This window comes from Streptomyces hydrogenans (assembly GCF_014656075.1).
GTDB lineage: Bacteria > Actinomycetota > Actinomycetes > Streptomycetales > Streptomycetaceae > Streptomyces > Streptomyces hydrogenans.
Map to the genome: position 1 here is coordinate 32828 of NZ_BNBS01000014.1, position 15102 is coordinate 47929.

Here is a 15102-nt window from a genome sequence, read left to right on the forward strand (position 1 = left end):
GCCTTCCGGCGCAAATCCGACCCCGCGGGTCAGGGCTTGCGCGCCTCGATCAGGAAGCGGGCGGTCCGTGCCACGAACGGGCCCTCCCGGCCGATCCGTTCGTGCAGCTCGCGCAGCCGGTCGCGGTGCGCCTCCACGGTGAACCCCGGCACCATCCAGATCACCTTGCGCAGGAACCAGACCACGGCCCCCACGTCCAGGAACTCGGTCCGCAGCGTCTCCACCCGCAGGTCCACCACCTCCAGACCGGCGGCCTCCGCGTCCCGCCGGGCGTCCTCGGGGTGCCGGGCGCGGCGGACCTCGGGCGGCTGCGGCCCGAGGAAGTACTCGACCAGCTCGAAGACGCTGGCCGGGCCCACCTGCTGGGAGAGGTAGGTGCCGCCGGGCCGCAGCACGCGCGCGACCTCCGCCCACCACACGGTCACCGGGTGGCGGCTGACGACCAGGTCGAAGGCGGCGTCGCCGAAGGGCAGCGGCGGTTCGTCCTCGTCGTGGACGACGACCGCGCCGAGCGGGTGCAGCAGCCGGGTCGCCGTGGCGACGTTCGGCGGCCAGGACTCCGTCGCCGCCATCAGCGGCGGCAGCCCTCCCGCCCCGGCGAGCACCTCTCCGCCGCCGGTCTGGACGTCCAGCGCGGCCGTGGCGGCGGCGAGGCGCTCGCCCAGCAGCCGCTGATAGCCCCACGAGGGCCGTTCCTCGGTGGCCCGCCCGTCGAGCCAGGAGAAGTCCCAGCCCTCCATGGGGGCCGCCTCGGCCTCCGCCACCAGTTCCTCGAAAGTCCGCTTCATGTCCGTATGGTCGCCGACGGGCGCGGGGGAGTCGCGGTCATTTCTACCCGGCGCAGTCGAGGACCGTCCCGCAGAGCCGGCAGCGGGCGCGCAGCGTGCGGCCGGCGGGGACGCGCAGACGCTGCCGGCAGACGGGGCAGGGGAAGGCGACGGCGCTCGCGGGCGCGCCGCCGTCGAAGGCGTAGGGGGCGCCGGGCGCGGCCCGCCCCAGGCGCCGCTGCCGGACGTACCGGCGCCGGTCGGCCCAGCCCGCCCCGGCCAGCGGGGGCAGCCGCCGCTCCCGGTCGGCCTCGGCCCGGCCCCGCCGCCACGCCTCGTAGGCGACCGCGCTGCTGAACCACGGCGAGGGGTCCTCGCCGAAGAGTTCGGCCCGCTGGGCGAGCACCCAGCCGAACTCCTCCGGGGTCAGGTAGCCGAGCTTCTGGCTCTCGGCGCCGTCCTGCCGGAAGGCGTCGAGAAGCAGCCAGCCCGCGCCCAGGTAGGCGGTCACCACGTCGGTGAGGATCTCGTTGCGCCCGGTGTCGGGGAAGCCCAGGCCGAGGCGGTGCAGCAGGACGTGGGTGATCTCGTGGGCGAGGGCGGCTCCGATGTCCCGGGGGCGGGTCCGGAAGCGGGCGTTGAGCTCGACGAAGTACTCGGGCCCGGCGGCGAGTTCGACGGTGGCGGCGTGCTCCATCGCGCGGAACGACACCACCATCCGGGCCTCCGGGAGCAGCAGGTGGCGCACCAGGACCCCGGCGACCCGGGTGGCGCCGAGGAGCGGGTCCTCGCCGGGGGAGAGGGTCACGTCGGCGGCGGCCACGCTGGTGGCGTACCGGCCGACGCCGTCGGGGCCGAGGCGGCGCCAGAGCACGGTGAGCGAGGCCCGTACGGCCTCCCGGTGGGGGAAGCCGTGCCGCACCCCGTGGGCGTCCTCGCCGACCCGGTCGGCCCTGTGGCGGTCCGTCATGCGCGCTCCACCCCCGCTCCCACTGTACGGTCCGACCCGGGTGGCTGGCCGAAAAGGCTTCCTTGTGACGGCAGTTGAGGGCTGTCCATAATCCGGACATGCCTTGACGGGCGCATGTCATTGCGATGGCGTGCGCGACCCGCCGTCACGGCCGCACCCCCCATGCAGGAACCCCCCACGAGAGAAGGCAGACCGTGCAGAAGAACCGACTCGTCCGCACCCTGCAGAAACTCGCCGCCGCCGGCGCCGTCGCCCTCGCCGCCCTCAGCCTCCAGCCCGTCTCCAGCGCCACCGCGGCCCCCGCCCCGGTCGTCGGGGGCACCCGCGCCGCCCAGGGCGAGTTCCCCTGGATGGTCAGGCTGTCCATGGGCTGCGGCGGCTCCCTGATCAGCCCGCAGGTCGTCCTCACCGCGGCCCACTGCGTCAGCGGCTCCGGCAACAACACCTCCATCACCGCCACCGCCGGCGTCGTCGACCTCCAGTCGAGCAGCGCCATCAAGGTCCGCTCCACCAAGGTCCTCCAGGCCCCCGGCTACAACGGCAAGGGCAAGGACTGGGCCCTCATCAAGCTCGCCAGCCCCATCACCTCGCTGCCCACCCTGAAGATCGCCGAGACCACCGCCTACAACAGCGGCACCTTCACCGTGGCCGGCTGGGGCGCGGCCCGCGAGGGCGGCGCGCAGCAGCGCTACCTGCTCAAGGCCAACGTCCCCTTCGTGTCGGACGCCTCCTGCCAGTCCGCCTACGGCAGCGACCTCGTCCCGTCCGAGGAGATCTGCGCCGGCTACAGCCAGGGCGGGGTCGACACCTGCCAGGGCGACTCCGGCGGCCCGATGTTCCGCAAGGACAACGCCGGCGCCTGGATCCAGGTCGGCATCGTGAGCTGGGGCGAGGGCTGTGCCCGGGCCGGCTACCCCGGCGTCTACACGGAGGTCTCGACCTTCGCCGCCGCGATCAAGTCGGCCGCGGCCACGCTGTAACCCACGGACGGGGGCCCCGGGGCGGCACAGCGCCCCGGGGCCCCTCCCGTCCCCGCCCCCGGCCCGGCTCCACGGGCCCCGTCCCCGCCCTCAGCCCAGCTCCACCGCCCGGGGCCCGGCCCCCTCCACCTCCAGGACCCACACCTCGTTCGCGCCCTCCCGCAGCACCGGACCCGGCACGAACAGGCCCTCCTGCGGGCCCGCCGACGGCCAGTGCCGGCCCAGGCAGAAGCCGTTCACCCAGACGAAGCCCCGGCCCGCGCCCGGCAGCCGCAGCTCCGCGTCCCCGGCACCCGCGACCTCCACCGAGGCCCGGTACAGGCCCCGCCCCCCGCTCCGCTCCGCCACCGGCCGGAACGGCACCCGGCCCACCGCCTCCGCCGTGAAGGCGTCCAGGCGCAGCCCCCGGGCCCGCACCCCGTGCACGTACTGACGCTCGTGCAGCAGCCCGCCGGTGATCCCCTTCGGCTCGGCCAGCCGCGGCCCGTAGTTCACCCGGCCCAGCGACTCCACCCACAGCTCCACCACCGCCGGACCCGCCACCGGCTCCGGCAGCACCGCCTCCTCCTCGGTGAGCACCCCGGCGAAGACGCCGTCCACCCACACCTGCGCCCGGTCCCGCAGCCCCGTCACCCGCAGCGGATACGGCTGCCGGGGACCCGGCACCGCGAAGCGGTAGCGCACCAGACCCCGGTCCACGCCCAGCTCCTCGAAGCCCGGCGGCACCCCCGTCTCCCGCTCCTCGCCGCCCAGCTCCGCCAGGACCGCCCCGAGCGGCGCCCACTCCGCGGCCTCCGCCCGCACCGGCGCCGCCGGCCGGGCCGGCGGCTCCGGCACCTCGGGCAGCGGCCCCGCCGCGTACGGCGCCAGCACCTCCCGGAAGCGGTGGAACTTCTCCGTCGCCCGCCCCCGCTCGTCCACCGGCGCGTCGTAGTCGTACGAGGTCACCGTCGGCAGCAGCCGCCCGTCGTGCAGGTCACCCGAGCGGTTCGCGCCCGCCCAGCCGCCGAAGTTCGAGCCGCCGTGCGCCATGTAGACGTTCACCGACGCCCCGCACTCCAGGACCTCCCGCAGCGCGTCCGCCGCGTCCGCCGCGTCCCGCACCGCGTGCTCCGTGCCCCAGTGGTCGAACCAGCCGCACCAGAACTCCATGCACATCAGCGGCCCCGACGGGCGGTGCCGCCGCAGCACCTCGAACCCCTCCTTCGCGCCCGAGCCGAAGTTCGCCGTCGCCAGCACCCCCGGCACCGAACCGCCCGTCAGCATGTGGTCCTCCGGCCCGTCCGAGGTGAAGAGCGGCACCGTCACCCCGCACTCCCGCAGCAACCCCGCCAGCCACTCCAGATAGCGGGCGTCACTCCCGTAACTCCCGTACTCGTTCTCCACCTGGACCATCACCACCGGACCGCCCCGGTCCACCTGCCGCTCCACCACCTGCGGCAGCAGCCGCCGGAACCACCGCTCCACCGGCGCCAGGAACTCCGGGTCCCGGGTCCGCACCCGCCGCCCCAGCGGCCCCGTCACCCAGTGCGGCAGCCCGCCGTTCTCCCACTCGGCGCAGATGTACGGCCCCGGGCGCACCAGCGCCCGCATCCCGGCCGCCGCCACCGCGTCCAGGAACCGCCCCAGCGCCTCCGGATCCGCCCACCGGCCCGGCTCCGGCTCGTGCAGGTTCCACGGCACGTACGTCTCGACGCAGTCCAGGCCCATCGCCCGCAGCATCCCGAGCCGGTGCTCCCAGTGCCCCTCGTGCACCCGGAAGTAGTGCAGCGCCCCCGACAGCAGCCGCACCGGCCGCCCGTCGACCAGAAAGTCCTCGTCACCCACAGCGAACGTGCTCATGGGCCCACCCTCACCCCCTGGCGGCGAGCCGGTCCATGGACAAAGATCGTCGCAGTTTGGACCTTAGAAGGACGGGCGGAAGGGCAGGCCGGCGGATGTACCACACCTGGATGCGCTACTTCACGCCCGGACCCGTCCACCACCGCCTCGGCCTCGTCTGCCTCGGCGTCGGACTCCAGCACGGCCGCCTCCCCGTCGTCGGCCCCCGCACCCTCGACCACCACGTCGCCGTCGTCGTCACCGCCGGCGGCGGCTGGTACCGCTCCGCCGACGGCCGCCGCACCCCCGTCGCCGCCCCCGCCCTGCTCTGGCTCACCCCCGGCGTCCCCCACCACTACGGCGCCGACCCCGCCACCGGCTGGGACGAGTCCTTCGTCGACTTCACCGGACCCGCCGCCGCCACCTACACCGAACTCGGCTACATCGAACCCGACCGGCCCGTCGTCCCCCTCGCCGACGCCGCCCCCGCCCGCGCCGCCATCGGCCGGATCGCCCGCGCCGCCCGCCCCGGCAACCCGCTCCTGGAGGTCGAGACCGCCGCCGCCGTCCACGAGCTCCTCGTCGCCCTGCGCCGCGGCCGCGCCGACACCGACGCCGACGGCGACCCCGTCCTCACCGGCCTCGCCCGCGACGCCTTCCAGCCGCTCTCCGTCGCCGAACACGCCGCCCGGCACGGCATGACCCCCGCCGAGCTGCGCGCCGCCGTCCGCCGCGCCGCCGGCTGCAGCCCCAAGGACTACCTGCTCACCGTCCGCCTCGGCCGCGCCAAGGAACTCCTCGCCGCCACCGAACTGCCCGTCGCCTCCGTCGCCCGCCGCGTCGGCTACGACGACCCCGCCTACTTCTCCCGGCTCTTCACCCGAAGGGTCGGTCTCGCCCCCGTCCGCTTCCGCGAGCAGCAGGGCCGCGCCGTCCACGGCGGCTGGAGCGACCGCGTACCGGATCCCGAACACCCGCCCACCCTCACCGGAGACTCCGTCTAAGCTCGCTGACCATGAGCGACACCGCGAACGACTCCAGCGCCATCGACCCCGCCGTCCGTGCCGAGCTGACCCGGCTGCGCGAGTCGATCGACAACATCGACGCCGCCGTCGTCCACATGCTCGCCGAGCGCTTCAAGTGCACCCAGCAGGTCGGCGTCCTCAAGGCCGAGCACCAGCTCCCGCCCGCCGACCCGGCCCGCGAGGCCCGCCAGATCGCCCGGCTGCGCGAACTCGCCGAGAGCGCCCGACTCGACCCGGCCTTCGCGGAGAAGCTCCTCAACTTCATCATCGCCGAGGTCATCCGCCACCACGAGACGATCGCGGACGGAGCGCGCTGATGAGCCGCGTCACGGTCTTCACCCTCGGCGGGACCATCTCCGCGCGCGGCGGCGACGCCGCCCGCATGACCGGCCCCGAGGTGCTCGCCGCGCTCGGCGCGCCCGAGGACGTCGAGCTGCGCGACTTCCGCCGGCTCCCCTCCTCCTCCCTCGCCCCCGAGGACCTCGCCGCACTCGCCGCCGAGGTGAACGAGACCGTGGCCGCCGGCTCCGGCGTCGTCGTCGTCCAGGGCACCGACACCCTGGAGGAGACCGCCTTCCTCCTCGACCTGCTCTGCCCCACCGAGCGGGCCCCCATCGCCGTCACCGGCGCCATGCGCCGCCCCGACCTCCCCGGCGCCGACGGCCCCGCCAACCTCGCCGCCGCCCTCGCCGTCGCCGCCGACCCCGCCTGCCGGGGCCTCGGCGTCCTCGTCGTCCTCGCCGACGAGATCCACGCCGCCCGGCACGCCCGCAAGACCCACACCACCTCGGTCGCCACCTTCGCCTCGCCCGGCGCCGGCCCCCTCGGCAGCGTCGTCGAGGGCACCCCGCGGATCCTGCTCCGCCCCACCGTGCCCACCGCCCCCTGCCGGCTCTCCTACGACCCCGCGGTCCGGATCGCCCTGCTCACCCTCACCCTCGGCGACCGCGGCGACCTCCTCTCCGCCGTCGACGACCGCTTCCAGGGCCTCGTCGTCGCCGCCTTCGGCGCCGGCCACGCCCCCTCCTGGCTCGTCGAACCCCTCGCCGCACTCGCCCGCCGCGTCCCGGTCGTCCTCGCCTCCCGCACGGGAGCCGGCACCGGACTCAGCCGGACGTACCGCGGCCCCGGCTCCGAGTACGACCTGATCCACCACGGCCTCATCCCGGCCGGCCCGCTCGACCCCGCCAAGGCCCGGCTGCTGCTCGCCGCGCTCGTCTCCAGCGGCGCCGCGGGACCCGGCGGATACGACCGGCCCCGGATCACCGCCGCCTTCGCCCACCTCGACGGCACCGGCCTCGCCTGACCGCTCCGCCCCCGCCGCCCGGGCCGCGCTCCCCACCACCCCTGCCACCCGACCGGACGATCGGGCAGCATAGGGCCCATGTCCGTACTGACGCGCGACGAAGCGCAGACCCGTGCCCAGCTGCTCGACGTCCACCGCTACACGGTGGACCTCGACCTCACCACCGGCGACGAGACCTTCCGGTCCACCAGCCTGATCCGCTTCACGGCCCGCGCCGCCGGGGACACCTTCGTCGAACTCAAGCCGGACACCCTGCACTCCGTCACCCTCGACGGCGAGCCGCTCGACCCCGCGGACCTCACCGAGAACCGGCTCCCCCTCACCCTCACCGAGGGCGAGCACGAGCTGAGCCTCACCGCCACCATGCGCTACTCGCACACCGGCGAGGGCATGCACCGCTTCCTCGACCCCACCGACGGCGAGTCCTACGTCTACACCCAGCTCTTCATGGAGGACGTCCAGCGCGTCTTCGCCGCCTTCGACCAGCCCGACCTCAAGGCCGTCTTCGAGCTGACCGTCACCGCCCCCGACGGCTGGACCGTCCTCGCCAACGGCATCACCGAACGGCAGGACGACGGCCGCTGGAAGGCCGCCCCCACCCAGCCGCTCTCCACCTACTTCGTCTGCGTCGCCGCGGGCCCCTGGCACTCGGTCCTCACCGAGCACGCCGGCCTGCCCTTCGGCCTCCACTGCCGCCGCTCGCTCGCGCCCCACCTCGACGCCGACGCCGACGAGATCCTCGCCGTCACCAAGGCGTGCTACGACCGCTACCACGAGAAGTTCGACGAGCCCTACCCCTTCGACTCCTACGACCAGGCGTTCGTCCCCGAGTTCAACTCCGGCGCCATGGAGAACCCCGGCCTCGTCACCTTCCGCGACGAGTTCGTCTTCCGCTCCGCCGTCACCGCCACCGAGCGGATGACCCGCGCCATGGTCATCGCCCACGAGATGGCCCACATGTGGTTCGGCGACCTCGTCACCCTCCGCTGGTGGGACGACATCTGGCTGAACGAGTCCTTCGCCGAGTACATGGGCTACCGGACCATCAACGAGGCGTGCTCCGACCTCTTCGCCGACACCTGGATCGACTTCGGCGTCGCCCGCAAGTCCTGGGGGTACGACGCCGACCAGCGCCCCTCCACCCACCCCGTCGCCCCCGACCCGGAGGCCGTCCCCGACACCGCCTCCGCGCTCCTCAACTTCGACGGCATCTCCTACGCCAAGGGCGCCTCCGCCCTGCGCCAGCTCGTCGCCTGGCTCGGCGAGGAGGACTTCCTCGCCGGCATCAACATCCACTTCAAGCGGCACCGGTTCGGCAACGCCACCCTCGCCGACTTCATCGACAACCTCGCCGCCGCCACCGACCGCGACGTCCACGCCTGGGCCGAGCAGTGGCTCCGCACCATCGGCGTCGACACCCTCACCCCCCGCCTCACCGGCGAGGGCAGCCGCTGGGACCTCGCCGTCGAGCGCGCGGGCAGCCGCCCCCACCGCATCACGGCCGGCCTCTACGACCGCCGCCCCGACGGCGAACTCGCCCTGCGCGAGCGCGTCTGGGTCGACGTCCCCCAGCAGGAGCCCACCCGCCTCACCGGCCCCCGCCCCGCCCTCGTCGTCCTCAACGACGGCGACCTCACCTACGCCAAGCTCCGCTTCGACGAGGTCTCCGAGGAGTCCGCCCTCCGCGGCCTCTCCCGCATCCCCGACCCGCTCACCCGGGCCGTGGTGTGGAACGCCGTGCGCGACATGGTCCGCGACGGCGAACTGCTCCCCGCCGACTACCTGGACTTCGCCCTCGCCCACCTCCCCGAGGAGACCGAACTCGGCATCGTCCAGGGCGTCCTGGCCTTCGCCCGGCAGCAGATCGCCGACCGGTACGTCCCCGAGGACCAGCGCCCCGCCGCCCTCGCCACCCTCCGCGAGATCGCCCGCGCCCTGCTCCGCCGCACCGAGGACGGCGAGGAGCCCGGACTGCGCCTCACCGCCGTCCGCACCCTCGTCGACAGCGCCACCACCCCCGACCAGATCGCCTCCTGGCTCGACGAGGGCACCGTCCACGGCGGCCCCGAGCTCGACCCGGAGCTGCGCTGGCGCATCCTCGCCCGGCTCGCCGTCCTCGGAGCCACCGACGAGGCCGCCATCGCCGCCGAGCTGGCCCGCGACCCCAGCGCCACCGGCCAGGAGGGCGCCGCCCGCTGCCGCGCCGCGCTCCCCGACCCGGCCGCCAAGGCGGCGGCCTGGGCCGCCATGTTCGACTCCGACGACCTGTCGAACTACCTCTTCACCGCCACCGCCCTCGGCTTCTGGCAGCCCGAACAGGCCGAACTGCTGCGGGAGTACGTGGACCGCTTCTACGACGCGGCCATCGCCCTCGGCGACCGCCGCGGCCCCGCCATGGCCGAGGCCGCCGGCCGCCTGGCCTTCCCGGCGTACGCGGTCGACGCCGCCTCCCTCGCCGTCGGCGAGGCCCGCCTCGCCGACGGCACCATGCTCCCGGCCCTCCACCGCAAGCTCGTCGACCAGCTCGACGACCTCGCCCGCGCCCTGCGCGTCCGCGAGGGCTGAGCCACCCGGGACGGCACCCCCTCTCTCAAGGTGCCGTCCCTCGTTCGGGTCACAAGCGGCGACTCCCCGGACAGGGGAGCGCCCGCCCCGGCACGCTGTCGTCCATGCGTGCCGCACCCCCGCCACCCCTCGCCGCCCACCCCACCCCGCTCAGCCGCCTCCTCGGCATCGCCCTGGACGCGCTGCGCACCGGAGCGGAGGAACGGGGCGGCCCGCTGCCGGCCGGCGGGCCCGAGGCGGTCACCGCCCGGGTGCGCGCCGCCCTCGGGGAGGTCCTGCCCGGGACGGGCACCGGACCGGACGAGGCGCTGCGCACACTGGTCCACCTCGTCGCCGCCGGCGCCGCCGACCCCGCGCACCCGCTCTGCGCCGCCCATCTGCACACCCCGCCCCTGGCCCTCGCCGCCGCCGCCGACCTGGCCGCCGCCGCGCTCAACCCCTCGATGGACTCCTGGGACCAGGCCCCGGCCGCCTCCGCCCTGGAGGCCGAGGTCACCGCCGCGCTCGCCGCCGAGGTCCACCCGACGGCCGACCGGCCGGACGCGCTCGTCACCACCGGCGGCACCGAGTCCAACCAGCTCGCCCTGCTCCTCGCCCGGGAGCGGCACGGGCCCCGCCTCACCACCGTCACCGGCGCCAACGCCCACCACTCCTTCCGCCGCGCCGCCTGGCTCCTGGGCCTCCCCGAGCCGGTCGCCGTCCCCACCCCGCGCGGCCTCCTCGACCCGGAGGCCACCGCCCGGGTCCTCGCCGGCCTGGACGGGCCCGTCCTCCTCGCCGCCACCGCCGGCACCACCGACGAGGGCCTGATCGACCCGCTGCCCGCGCTCGCCGACGCCTGCGCCGCGCACGGCGCCGACCTGCACGTCGACGCCGCCTACGGCGGGCCGCTCCTGTTCAGCGACGCCCACCGGCACCTCCTGGACGGCCTGGACCGGGCCCGCACCGTCACGCTCGACCTGCACAAGCTCGGCTGGCAGCCGGTCGCCGCCGGACTCCTCACCGTCCGCGAGGCGACCGACCTCGCCGCCCTCGCCCACACCGCCGACTACCTCAACGCCGGCGACGACACCGAGGCCGGCCTCCCCGACCTCCTCGGCCGCTCCCTGCGCACCACCCGCCGCCCCGACGTCCTCAAGGCCGCCGTCACCCTGCGCGCCCTCGGCAGGACCGGGCTCGGCGCCCTGGTGGACCTCTGTCTGGAGCGCGCCCGGGACCTGGCCGACCTGGTGGAGAAGAGCCCGGAGCTCGAACTGCGGGACCGGCCCGTCCTCACCACCGTCCTCTTCCGTCCGGCCGGCGCCGACGACGCGGCGGTCGCCGGGGTCCGCCGCCGGCTCCTCGCCGACGGCCGGGCCGTCCTCGGCCGGGCCCGCGCGGACGGCCGCCTCTGGCTGAAGGCCACCCTGCTCAACCCCCACACCACCCTCGACGACCTGGCCCGGCTCGTCACCCTCGTCGAGACCGCGCGCCCCACCGCACCCGCGGCGCGCCCCTAGCTCCGGCCGCGGTGCCGACGCGCCCCGCGCCCCCGCCGAACCCCGCACCCGCACTCCCGAACCCGCACCACACGTCGACCCCGCAGCACTCGTGGAAGGCAGCACCGACCGATGACCGGCAGCACCCCTCAGCAAGAACTCGACCGCCCGCACGACCTGGTGGGCGTCGGCATCGGCCCGTTCAACCTCTCGCTCGCCGCGCTCGCCGACGGCGTCCCCGGCGGGCTCGCCGCGACCTTCTTCGAGCAGCGCCCGGCCTTCCACTGGCACCCCGGCCTGCTGATCGAGGGCGCCACCCTCCAGGTGCCCTTCCTCGCCGACCTGGTGACCCTCGCCGACCCGGCCAGCCCCTGGTCCTTCCTCAGCTACCTGCGCAGCCGCGAGCGGCTCTTCCCCTTCTACTTCGCGGAGAAGTTCCACATCCAGCGCGCCGAGTACGACGCCTACTGCCGCTGGGTCAGCGAACGGCTGCCCGGCCTCCACTTCGGCCACCAGGTCGACTCGGTCCGCTGGAACCCCGAACGACGGCTCTTCGAGGTCGACTTCACCCAGCTCGACCCGGACGGCGAGGCCGCCGCGCTGGGCCGCGCCTACACCCGGAACGTGGTCCTGGGCGTCGGCACCGAGCCCTACGTCCCCGAGCCGCTGCGCCCGCTCGCCGAGGCCCCCGGCGTGCCCGTGATCCACGCCGCCGACTACCTCGCGCACCGGGAGTCCCTGCTGGCCGCCGGGCACGTCACCGTCATCGGCTCGGGACAGTCCGGCGCCGAGGTCTTCCTCGACCTGCTGCGGGCCCGCCCGGCCGGCGCCGAGCGGATCAGCTGGCTCTCCCGCACCGAGGCGTTCGCGCCGATGGAGTACTCCAAGCTGGGCCTGGAGCACTTCACCCCCGACTACACCCGCTACTTCCACGCCCTGCCGGAGCCTGTCCGGGGCGAACTCGTCCCGCGCCAGTGGCAGTTGCACAAGGGCATCGACGCGGAGACCATCGCCGCCGTCCACGACGAGCTGTACCGCCGCACCCTGCACGGCGGCTGGCCGGACGCGGTGCTCACCCCCGGCGTCCGGGTCCGCACGGCCGGGCGGGTGGCCACCACCCAGGTCGAGCTGCACCTGGAGCACGTCCAGCAGGGGACCCGGTCCCGGCTCACCACCGACGCCGTGGTCCTCGCGACCGGCTACCGGGAGCGCCCGGTCGACTCCATGCTGGCCGGCCTGGACCCGTACCTGCGGCACGACGCGGCGGGCCGGGCGCGGATCGACGAGCGGTACCGGCTGGTCCTCGACCCCTCGGTGACCGGCTCGGTGTACGTGCAGAACGCGGAGCGCCACACCCACGGCGTGGGCGCCCCCGACCTGGGCCTGGCGGCCTGGCGCAGCGCGGTCATCCTCAACGCGGTCACGGGCAAGGAGCCGTACCCGCTGCCGCGCCGGACCGCCTTCACCAGCTTCGGCCTGGACGCGCGAGAGGCGCCGAGCATCCCGTCCCAGGACCGGAAGCTGACGCCCCTCGTGCAGAGCTGAGGCTAGAAGACGGGCACGCCGTCCCGGGTCAGCCTCCAGTCCACCGACGCGAACCGCGCCGGGTCGACCGTCCCCTTGGCCCGCACCCACTGGATGATCGTGTTGCGGATCTCGTCCGAGTTCGCCCACAGCTGCTCGGCCTTGGCGACGTGCGGGAAGGCGCCGCCGCCGCTGGCGCGGTAGTTGTTGACGGCGAGCACGAACCGCGCGGCCGGGTCGAGCGGCGCGCCCTCGAAGGAGAGGTTCACGATCCGCTGCCCGGCCGGCCTGGCGATGTCGATGTCGTACGTCAGCCCGGAGACGGCGTCGTAGTTGTAGTCCGGGGTGCCGTCCGCGTTGGTGAGCTTCGCGGTGTCGACGGGGGCGCCGGCCGGGGTCTGGACGTAGTACTTCGCCGAGTACTCCAGGTACTCCCGGAGCTGGGCGCCCGTCATCAGACGGGCCTCCAGGGTGTTCTCGAAGGGGTAGAGCCCGGCGGCGTCCTTGATGGTGATCTCGCCGGCCGGGATGCGGGCCGTGCGGGAGAAGCAGGACGCCTGCGAGAGCACCGGCAGGCCGGCGTACGCGCCGCCGGCCAGGGCCGCCTTCACGGTCTCGGCCTGGACGACGTTGATCAGGTCGATGATCGGCTCGTCCTTCCACGGCGCGTCGGCCGTGGTCATGGCGGCGGTGGAGGTGCCGATGACCGTGTTGACGTAGGCCACGACCTTCTTGTGCTCGTCGGCGAGCAGGCCGGTGATCTCCGGGTCCTCCTCGACGGTGTTGGAGTTGAGGACCTGGGCGGCGACCTTCTCCACCGTCCAGCGGCCCTTCTCCCACACGAGGTCGAAGTCGAAGAGGGTGAGGCGCTGGCCCCACTTCAGCGGCTCGGAGAGGACGACCTCCTTGCCGGTCTCCTTGTTGGCGATCCGGTACTCGGGGATCTCGGTGTGGGCGTGACCGACCAGGATCGCGTCGATGCCGGGGACCTGCTCGGCGACGAGTCCGGCGGCGTTCTCGACGTGGGGGAGCTGGTCACCGTACGAGGAGGTGCCGCTGGAGCCGGAGTGCGCGGAGACGACCACGACGTCGGCGCCCATCGAGCGCAGCTTCGGCACCCACTTCGCGGCCTGCTCCTCGAGGCCGGGGAAGACCATCCGGCCGCTGACGTTGGCCTTGTCCCAGATGGCGATGCCGGGGTTGGTCAGGCCGAGCACCGCGACCTTGACGTCCTTGCCGTGCGGGGTGCGCAGCCGGTGGAAGCTGTACGGCGGGAAGGCCGGGCGCAGCGTCTTCGCGTCGAGCGCGTTGGCGCCCAGCAGCGGGAAGTCGCACTGCTCCTCGAACTTCCGGAGCACCGGGATGCCGTAGTTGAACTCGTGGTTGCCGAGCGCGGCGGCGTCGTAGCCGATGGCGTTCATGGCCTGGGCCATCGGGTGGACCGGGCCGCCGGCCTTCGTGATCGGGTCGATCTTCGCGTAGTAGTACGAGAGCTGGGTGCCCTGGATGGTGTCGCCGGCGTCGATGAGGAGGGTGTTGCGGCGGCCCTTGGCGGCGCGGACCTGCTCGACGAGGGTGGAGATCTTGGCGAGGCCGACGTCGTTGTGGGCCTTGTCGTCGAACTCCTTGTCCGTGAAGTAGTCCCAGTTGAGGACGTTCCCGTGCAGGTCGGTGGTGCCCATGACGGTGAAGGAGTACCGCTTGGCCGGCTTGGGGCGGGCTCCGTGGGCCTCGGCGGGGGCGGCGACCCCGGCGGTGAGGGCGGCCCCGGCTCCGATGGCGGCGGAGCTCTCCAGGAAGGTCCGGCGGTTCAGCGGCATGTGTGTGACTCCTCGGTGTTCGTGGCGCTGTCTCAGGTGCACAACGCGCGTAGATTCTGGCTCAGACGCCTCCTCCGCAACAGCCCTTTCGGGTTACGGAGTGGGAAAGTGTTCGTATGCCACCGATCCCCGGTTCCGAGGAGCACGCCGTGTCGCATCCCCACCCCACCCCCCAGGCGCCCCAGGTGACGGTCCTCGGCGAGGGCCGTCTGGAGGTCGACCCGGAGCTGGCCCGGATCCTGCTGACCGTCTCCGCGCGCGGCACCGACCGGACGGCCGTGCTGGCGGACCTCACCCGCCGCAACACCGAGGTGCTCGACCTGCTCCGGGCGCGCGGGTCCGCGGTGGCGAAGCTGGAGACCGGCAGCTTCTCGATCGTCCCGGAGCAGTCCCGGCGACAGCGGGGCGAGCACGTGCGGACCTACCGCGGACACGTGCGGATCGCCGCCGAGCTGACCGACTTCACGGCCCTCGGCGAGCTGGTGCCCGAGCTCGCCGACCGGGAGCTGACCGAGGTCGACGGGCCGTGGTGGGAGCTGCGCCCGGACTCGGAGGCGTACGCGGAGGCGCGCCGGCTCGCGGTGGCGGAGGCGGTGCGGCGGGCGCGCGCCTACGCGGAGGCGCTGGGCACCTCGCTGGGCTCACTCCTCGAACTGTCGGACGCCGGACTGCCGGAACCGGGCGTGCGGCACGGGGGCGGCTTCTCCCCGATGCGCGCGGCGTTCGCCCAGGAGGGCGACGGCGGAGCCCCCTCCCTCGACCTCGAACCGCAGCGCCGGACGGTGACCGCCGAGGTCGTCGCGCGCTTCACGATGCTGCCGCCCGCACTCTGAGACGAAGGGCCCG

At 74.6% G+C, this 15102-nt stretch carries 12 protein-coding genes; 8 read left to right on the forward strand and 4 right to left on the reverse strand.

Annotated features, from left to right (window positions below; genetic code table 11):
* Nucleotides 1-29 precede the first annotated feature (29 nt).
* Both IE321_RS08865 and IE321_RS08870 read right to left on the reverse strand, forming a co-directional pair.
* Entirely contained in the window at nt 30-788 is a 759-nt protein-coding gene (locus IE321_RS08865; RefSeq protein WP_190222397.1) for a methyltransferase domain-containing protein, read from the reverse strand.
* A gap of 43 nt (nt 789-831) precedes the next feature.
* Nucleotides 832-1737, reverse strand: a complete 906-nt coding sequence (locus IE321_RS08870; RefSeq protein WP_190222398.1) for a hypothetical protein — start codon at nt 1735-1737, stop codon at nt 832-834.
* A gap of 194 nt (nt 1738-1931) precedes the next feature.
* Here IE321_RS08870 and IE321_RS08875 point away from each other — a divergent pair, with 194 nt between their 5' ends.
* Complete coding sequence (locus IE321_RS08875; protein ID WP_043219260.1) at nt 1932-2717, forward strand: S1 family peptidase; 786 nt, start codon at nt 1932-1934, stop codon at nt 2715-2717.
* 90 nt (nt 2718-2807) lie between these two features.
* Here IE321_RS08875 and IE321_RS08880 read toward each other — a convergent pair whose 3' ends face one another.
* Nucleotides 2808-4559 carry a glycoside hydrolase family 35 protein gene (locus IE321_RS08880; RefSeq protein ID WP_190222399.1) on the reverse strand — a complete coding sequence of 584 codons (1752 nt, stop codon included), beginning with the start codon at nt 4557-4559 and terminating at the stop codon, nt 2808-2810.
* A 95-nt stretch (nt 4560-4654) separates the two neighbouring features.
* On the opposite strand from IE321_RS08880, the gene IE321_RS08885 reads away from it, so the two are divergent.
* The 6 genes from IE321_RS08885 (at nt 4655) to IE321_RS08910 (ending at nt 12457) form a co-directional block, all read left to right on the forward strand.
* A complete protein-coding gene (locus tag IE321_RS08885; RefSeq protein WP_190222400.1) occupies nt 4655-5542 on the forward strand; it encodes a helix-turn-helix domain-containing protein in 888 nt (295 codons plus the stop codon).
* Nucleotides 5543-5553: 11 nt separating this feature from the next.
* Nucleotides 5554-5880 (forward strand): chorismate mutase, encoded by a 327-nt coding sequence (locus tag IE321_RS08890; protein ID WP_043219265.1) that lies wholly within the window; start codon nt 5554-5556, stop codon nt 5878-5880.
* Nucleotides 5880-6869, forward strand: a complete 990-nt coding sequence (locus IE321_RS08895) for an asparaginase domain-containing protein (protein ID WP_190222401.1) — start codon at nt 5880-5882, stop codon at nt 6867-6869. The genes IE321_RS08890 and IE321_RS08895 overlap by 1 nt, the downstream gene beginning before the upstream one ends.
* 78 nt (nt 6870-6947) lie before the next feature.
* Nucleotides 6948-9434 carry an aminopeptidase N gene (pepN, locus tag IE321_RS08900; protein WP_190222402.1) on the forward strand — a complete coding sequence of 829 codons (2487 nt, stop codon included), beginning with the start codon at nt 6948-6950 and terminating at the stop codon, nt 9432-9434.
* Nucleotides 9435-9538: 104 nt separating this feature from the next.
* Nucleotides 9539-10933 carry a pyridoxal phosphate-dependent decarboxylase family protein gene (locus IE321_RS08905; RefSeq protein ID WP_190222403.1) on the forward strand — a complete coding sequence of 465 codons (1395 nt, stop codon included), beginning with the start codon at nt 9539-9541 and terminating at the stop codon, nt 10931-10933.
* A 111-nt stretch (nt 10934-11044) separates the two neighbouring features.
* Nucleotides 11045-12457, forward strand: a complete 1413-nt coding sequence (locus tag IE321_RS08910) for a lysine N(6)-hydroxylase/L-ornithine N(5)-oxygenase family protein (protein WP_043219270.1) — start codon at nt 11045-11047, stop codon at nt 12455-12457.
* Between the two features lie 2 nt (nt 12458-12459).
* On the opposite strand, the gene IE321_RS08915 is transcribed toward IE321_RS08910, so the two are convergent.
* A complete protein-coding gene (locus IE321_RS08915; protein ID WP_190222404.1) occupies nt 12460-14256 on the reverse strand; it encodes a bifunctional metallophosphatase/5'-nucleotidase in 1797 nt (598 codons plus the stop codon).
* 116 nt (nt 14257-14372) lie between these two features.
* Between IE321_RS08915 and IE321_RS08920 the strand changes: the two genes are divergently transcribed.
* Nucleotides 14373-15089, forward strand: coding sequence for an SIMPL domain-containing protein (locus IE321_RS08920; RefSeq protein WP_190222405.1), 717 nt, complete (start codon nt 14373-14375; stop codon nt 15087-15089).
* The last annotated feature ends 13 nt before the right edge of the window (nt 15090-15102 follow it).

Excerpts from the sequence above, each read along its gene's own strand:
- IE321_RS08865 (WP_190222397.1), bottom strand. The coding sequence starts at position 788 with ATGAAGCGGACTTTCGAGGAACTGGTGGCGGAGGCCGAGGCGGCCCCC.
- IE321_RS08870 (WP_190222398.1), bottom strand. The coding sequence starts at position 1,737 with ATGACGGACCGCCACAGGGCCGACCGGGTCGGCGAGGACGCCCACGGG.
- IE321_RS08880 (WP_190222399.1), bottom strand. The coding sequence starts at position 4,559 with ATGAGCACGTTCGCTGTGGGTGACGAGGACTTTCTGGTCGACGGGCGG.
- IE321_RS08885 (WP_190222400.1), top strand. The coding sequence starts at position 4,655 with ATGTACCACACCTGGATGCGCTACTTCACGCCCGGACCCGTCCACCAC.
- IE321_RS08890 (WP_043219265.1), top strand. The coding sequence starts at position 5,554 with ATGAGCGACACCGCGAACGACTCCAGCGCCATCGACCCCGCCGTCCGT.
- IE321_RS08895 (WP_190222401.1), top strand. The coding sequence starts at position 5,880 with ATGAGCCGCGTCACGGTCTTCACCCTCGGCGGGACCATCTCCGCGCGC.
- pepN (WP_190222402.1), top strand. The coding sequence starts at position 6,948 with ATGTCCGTACTGACGCGCGACGAAGCGCAGACCCGTGCCCAGCTGCTC.
- IE321_RS08905 (WP_190222403.1), top strand. The coding sequence starts at position 9,539 with ATGCGTGCCGCACCCCCGCCACCCCTCGCCGCCCACCCCACCCCGCTC.
- IE321_RS08910 (WP_043219270.1), top strand. The coding sequence starts at position 11,045 with ATGACCGGCAGCACCCCTCAGCAAGAACTCGACCGCCCGCACGACCTG.
- IE321_RS08915 (WP_190222404.1), bottom strand. The coding sequence starts at position 14,256 with ATGCCGCTGAACCGCCGGACCTTCCTGGAGAGCTCCGCCGCCATCGGA.
- IE321_RS08920 (WP_190222405.1), top strand. The coding sequence starts at position 14,373 with ATGCCACCGATCCCCGGTTCCGAGGAGCACGCCGTGTCGCATCCCCAC.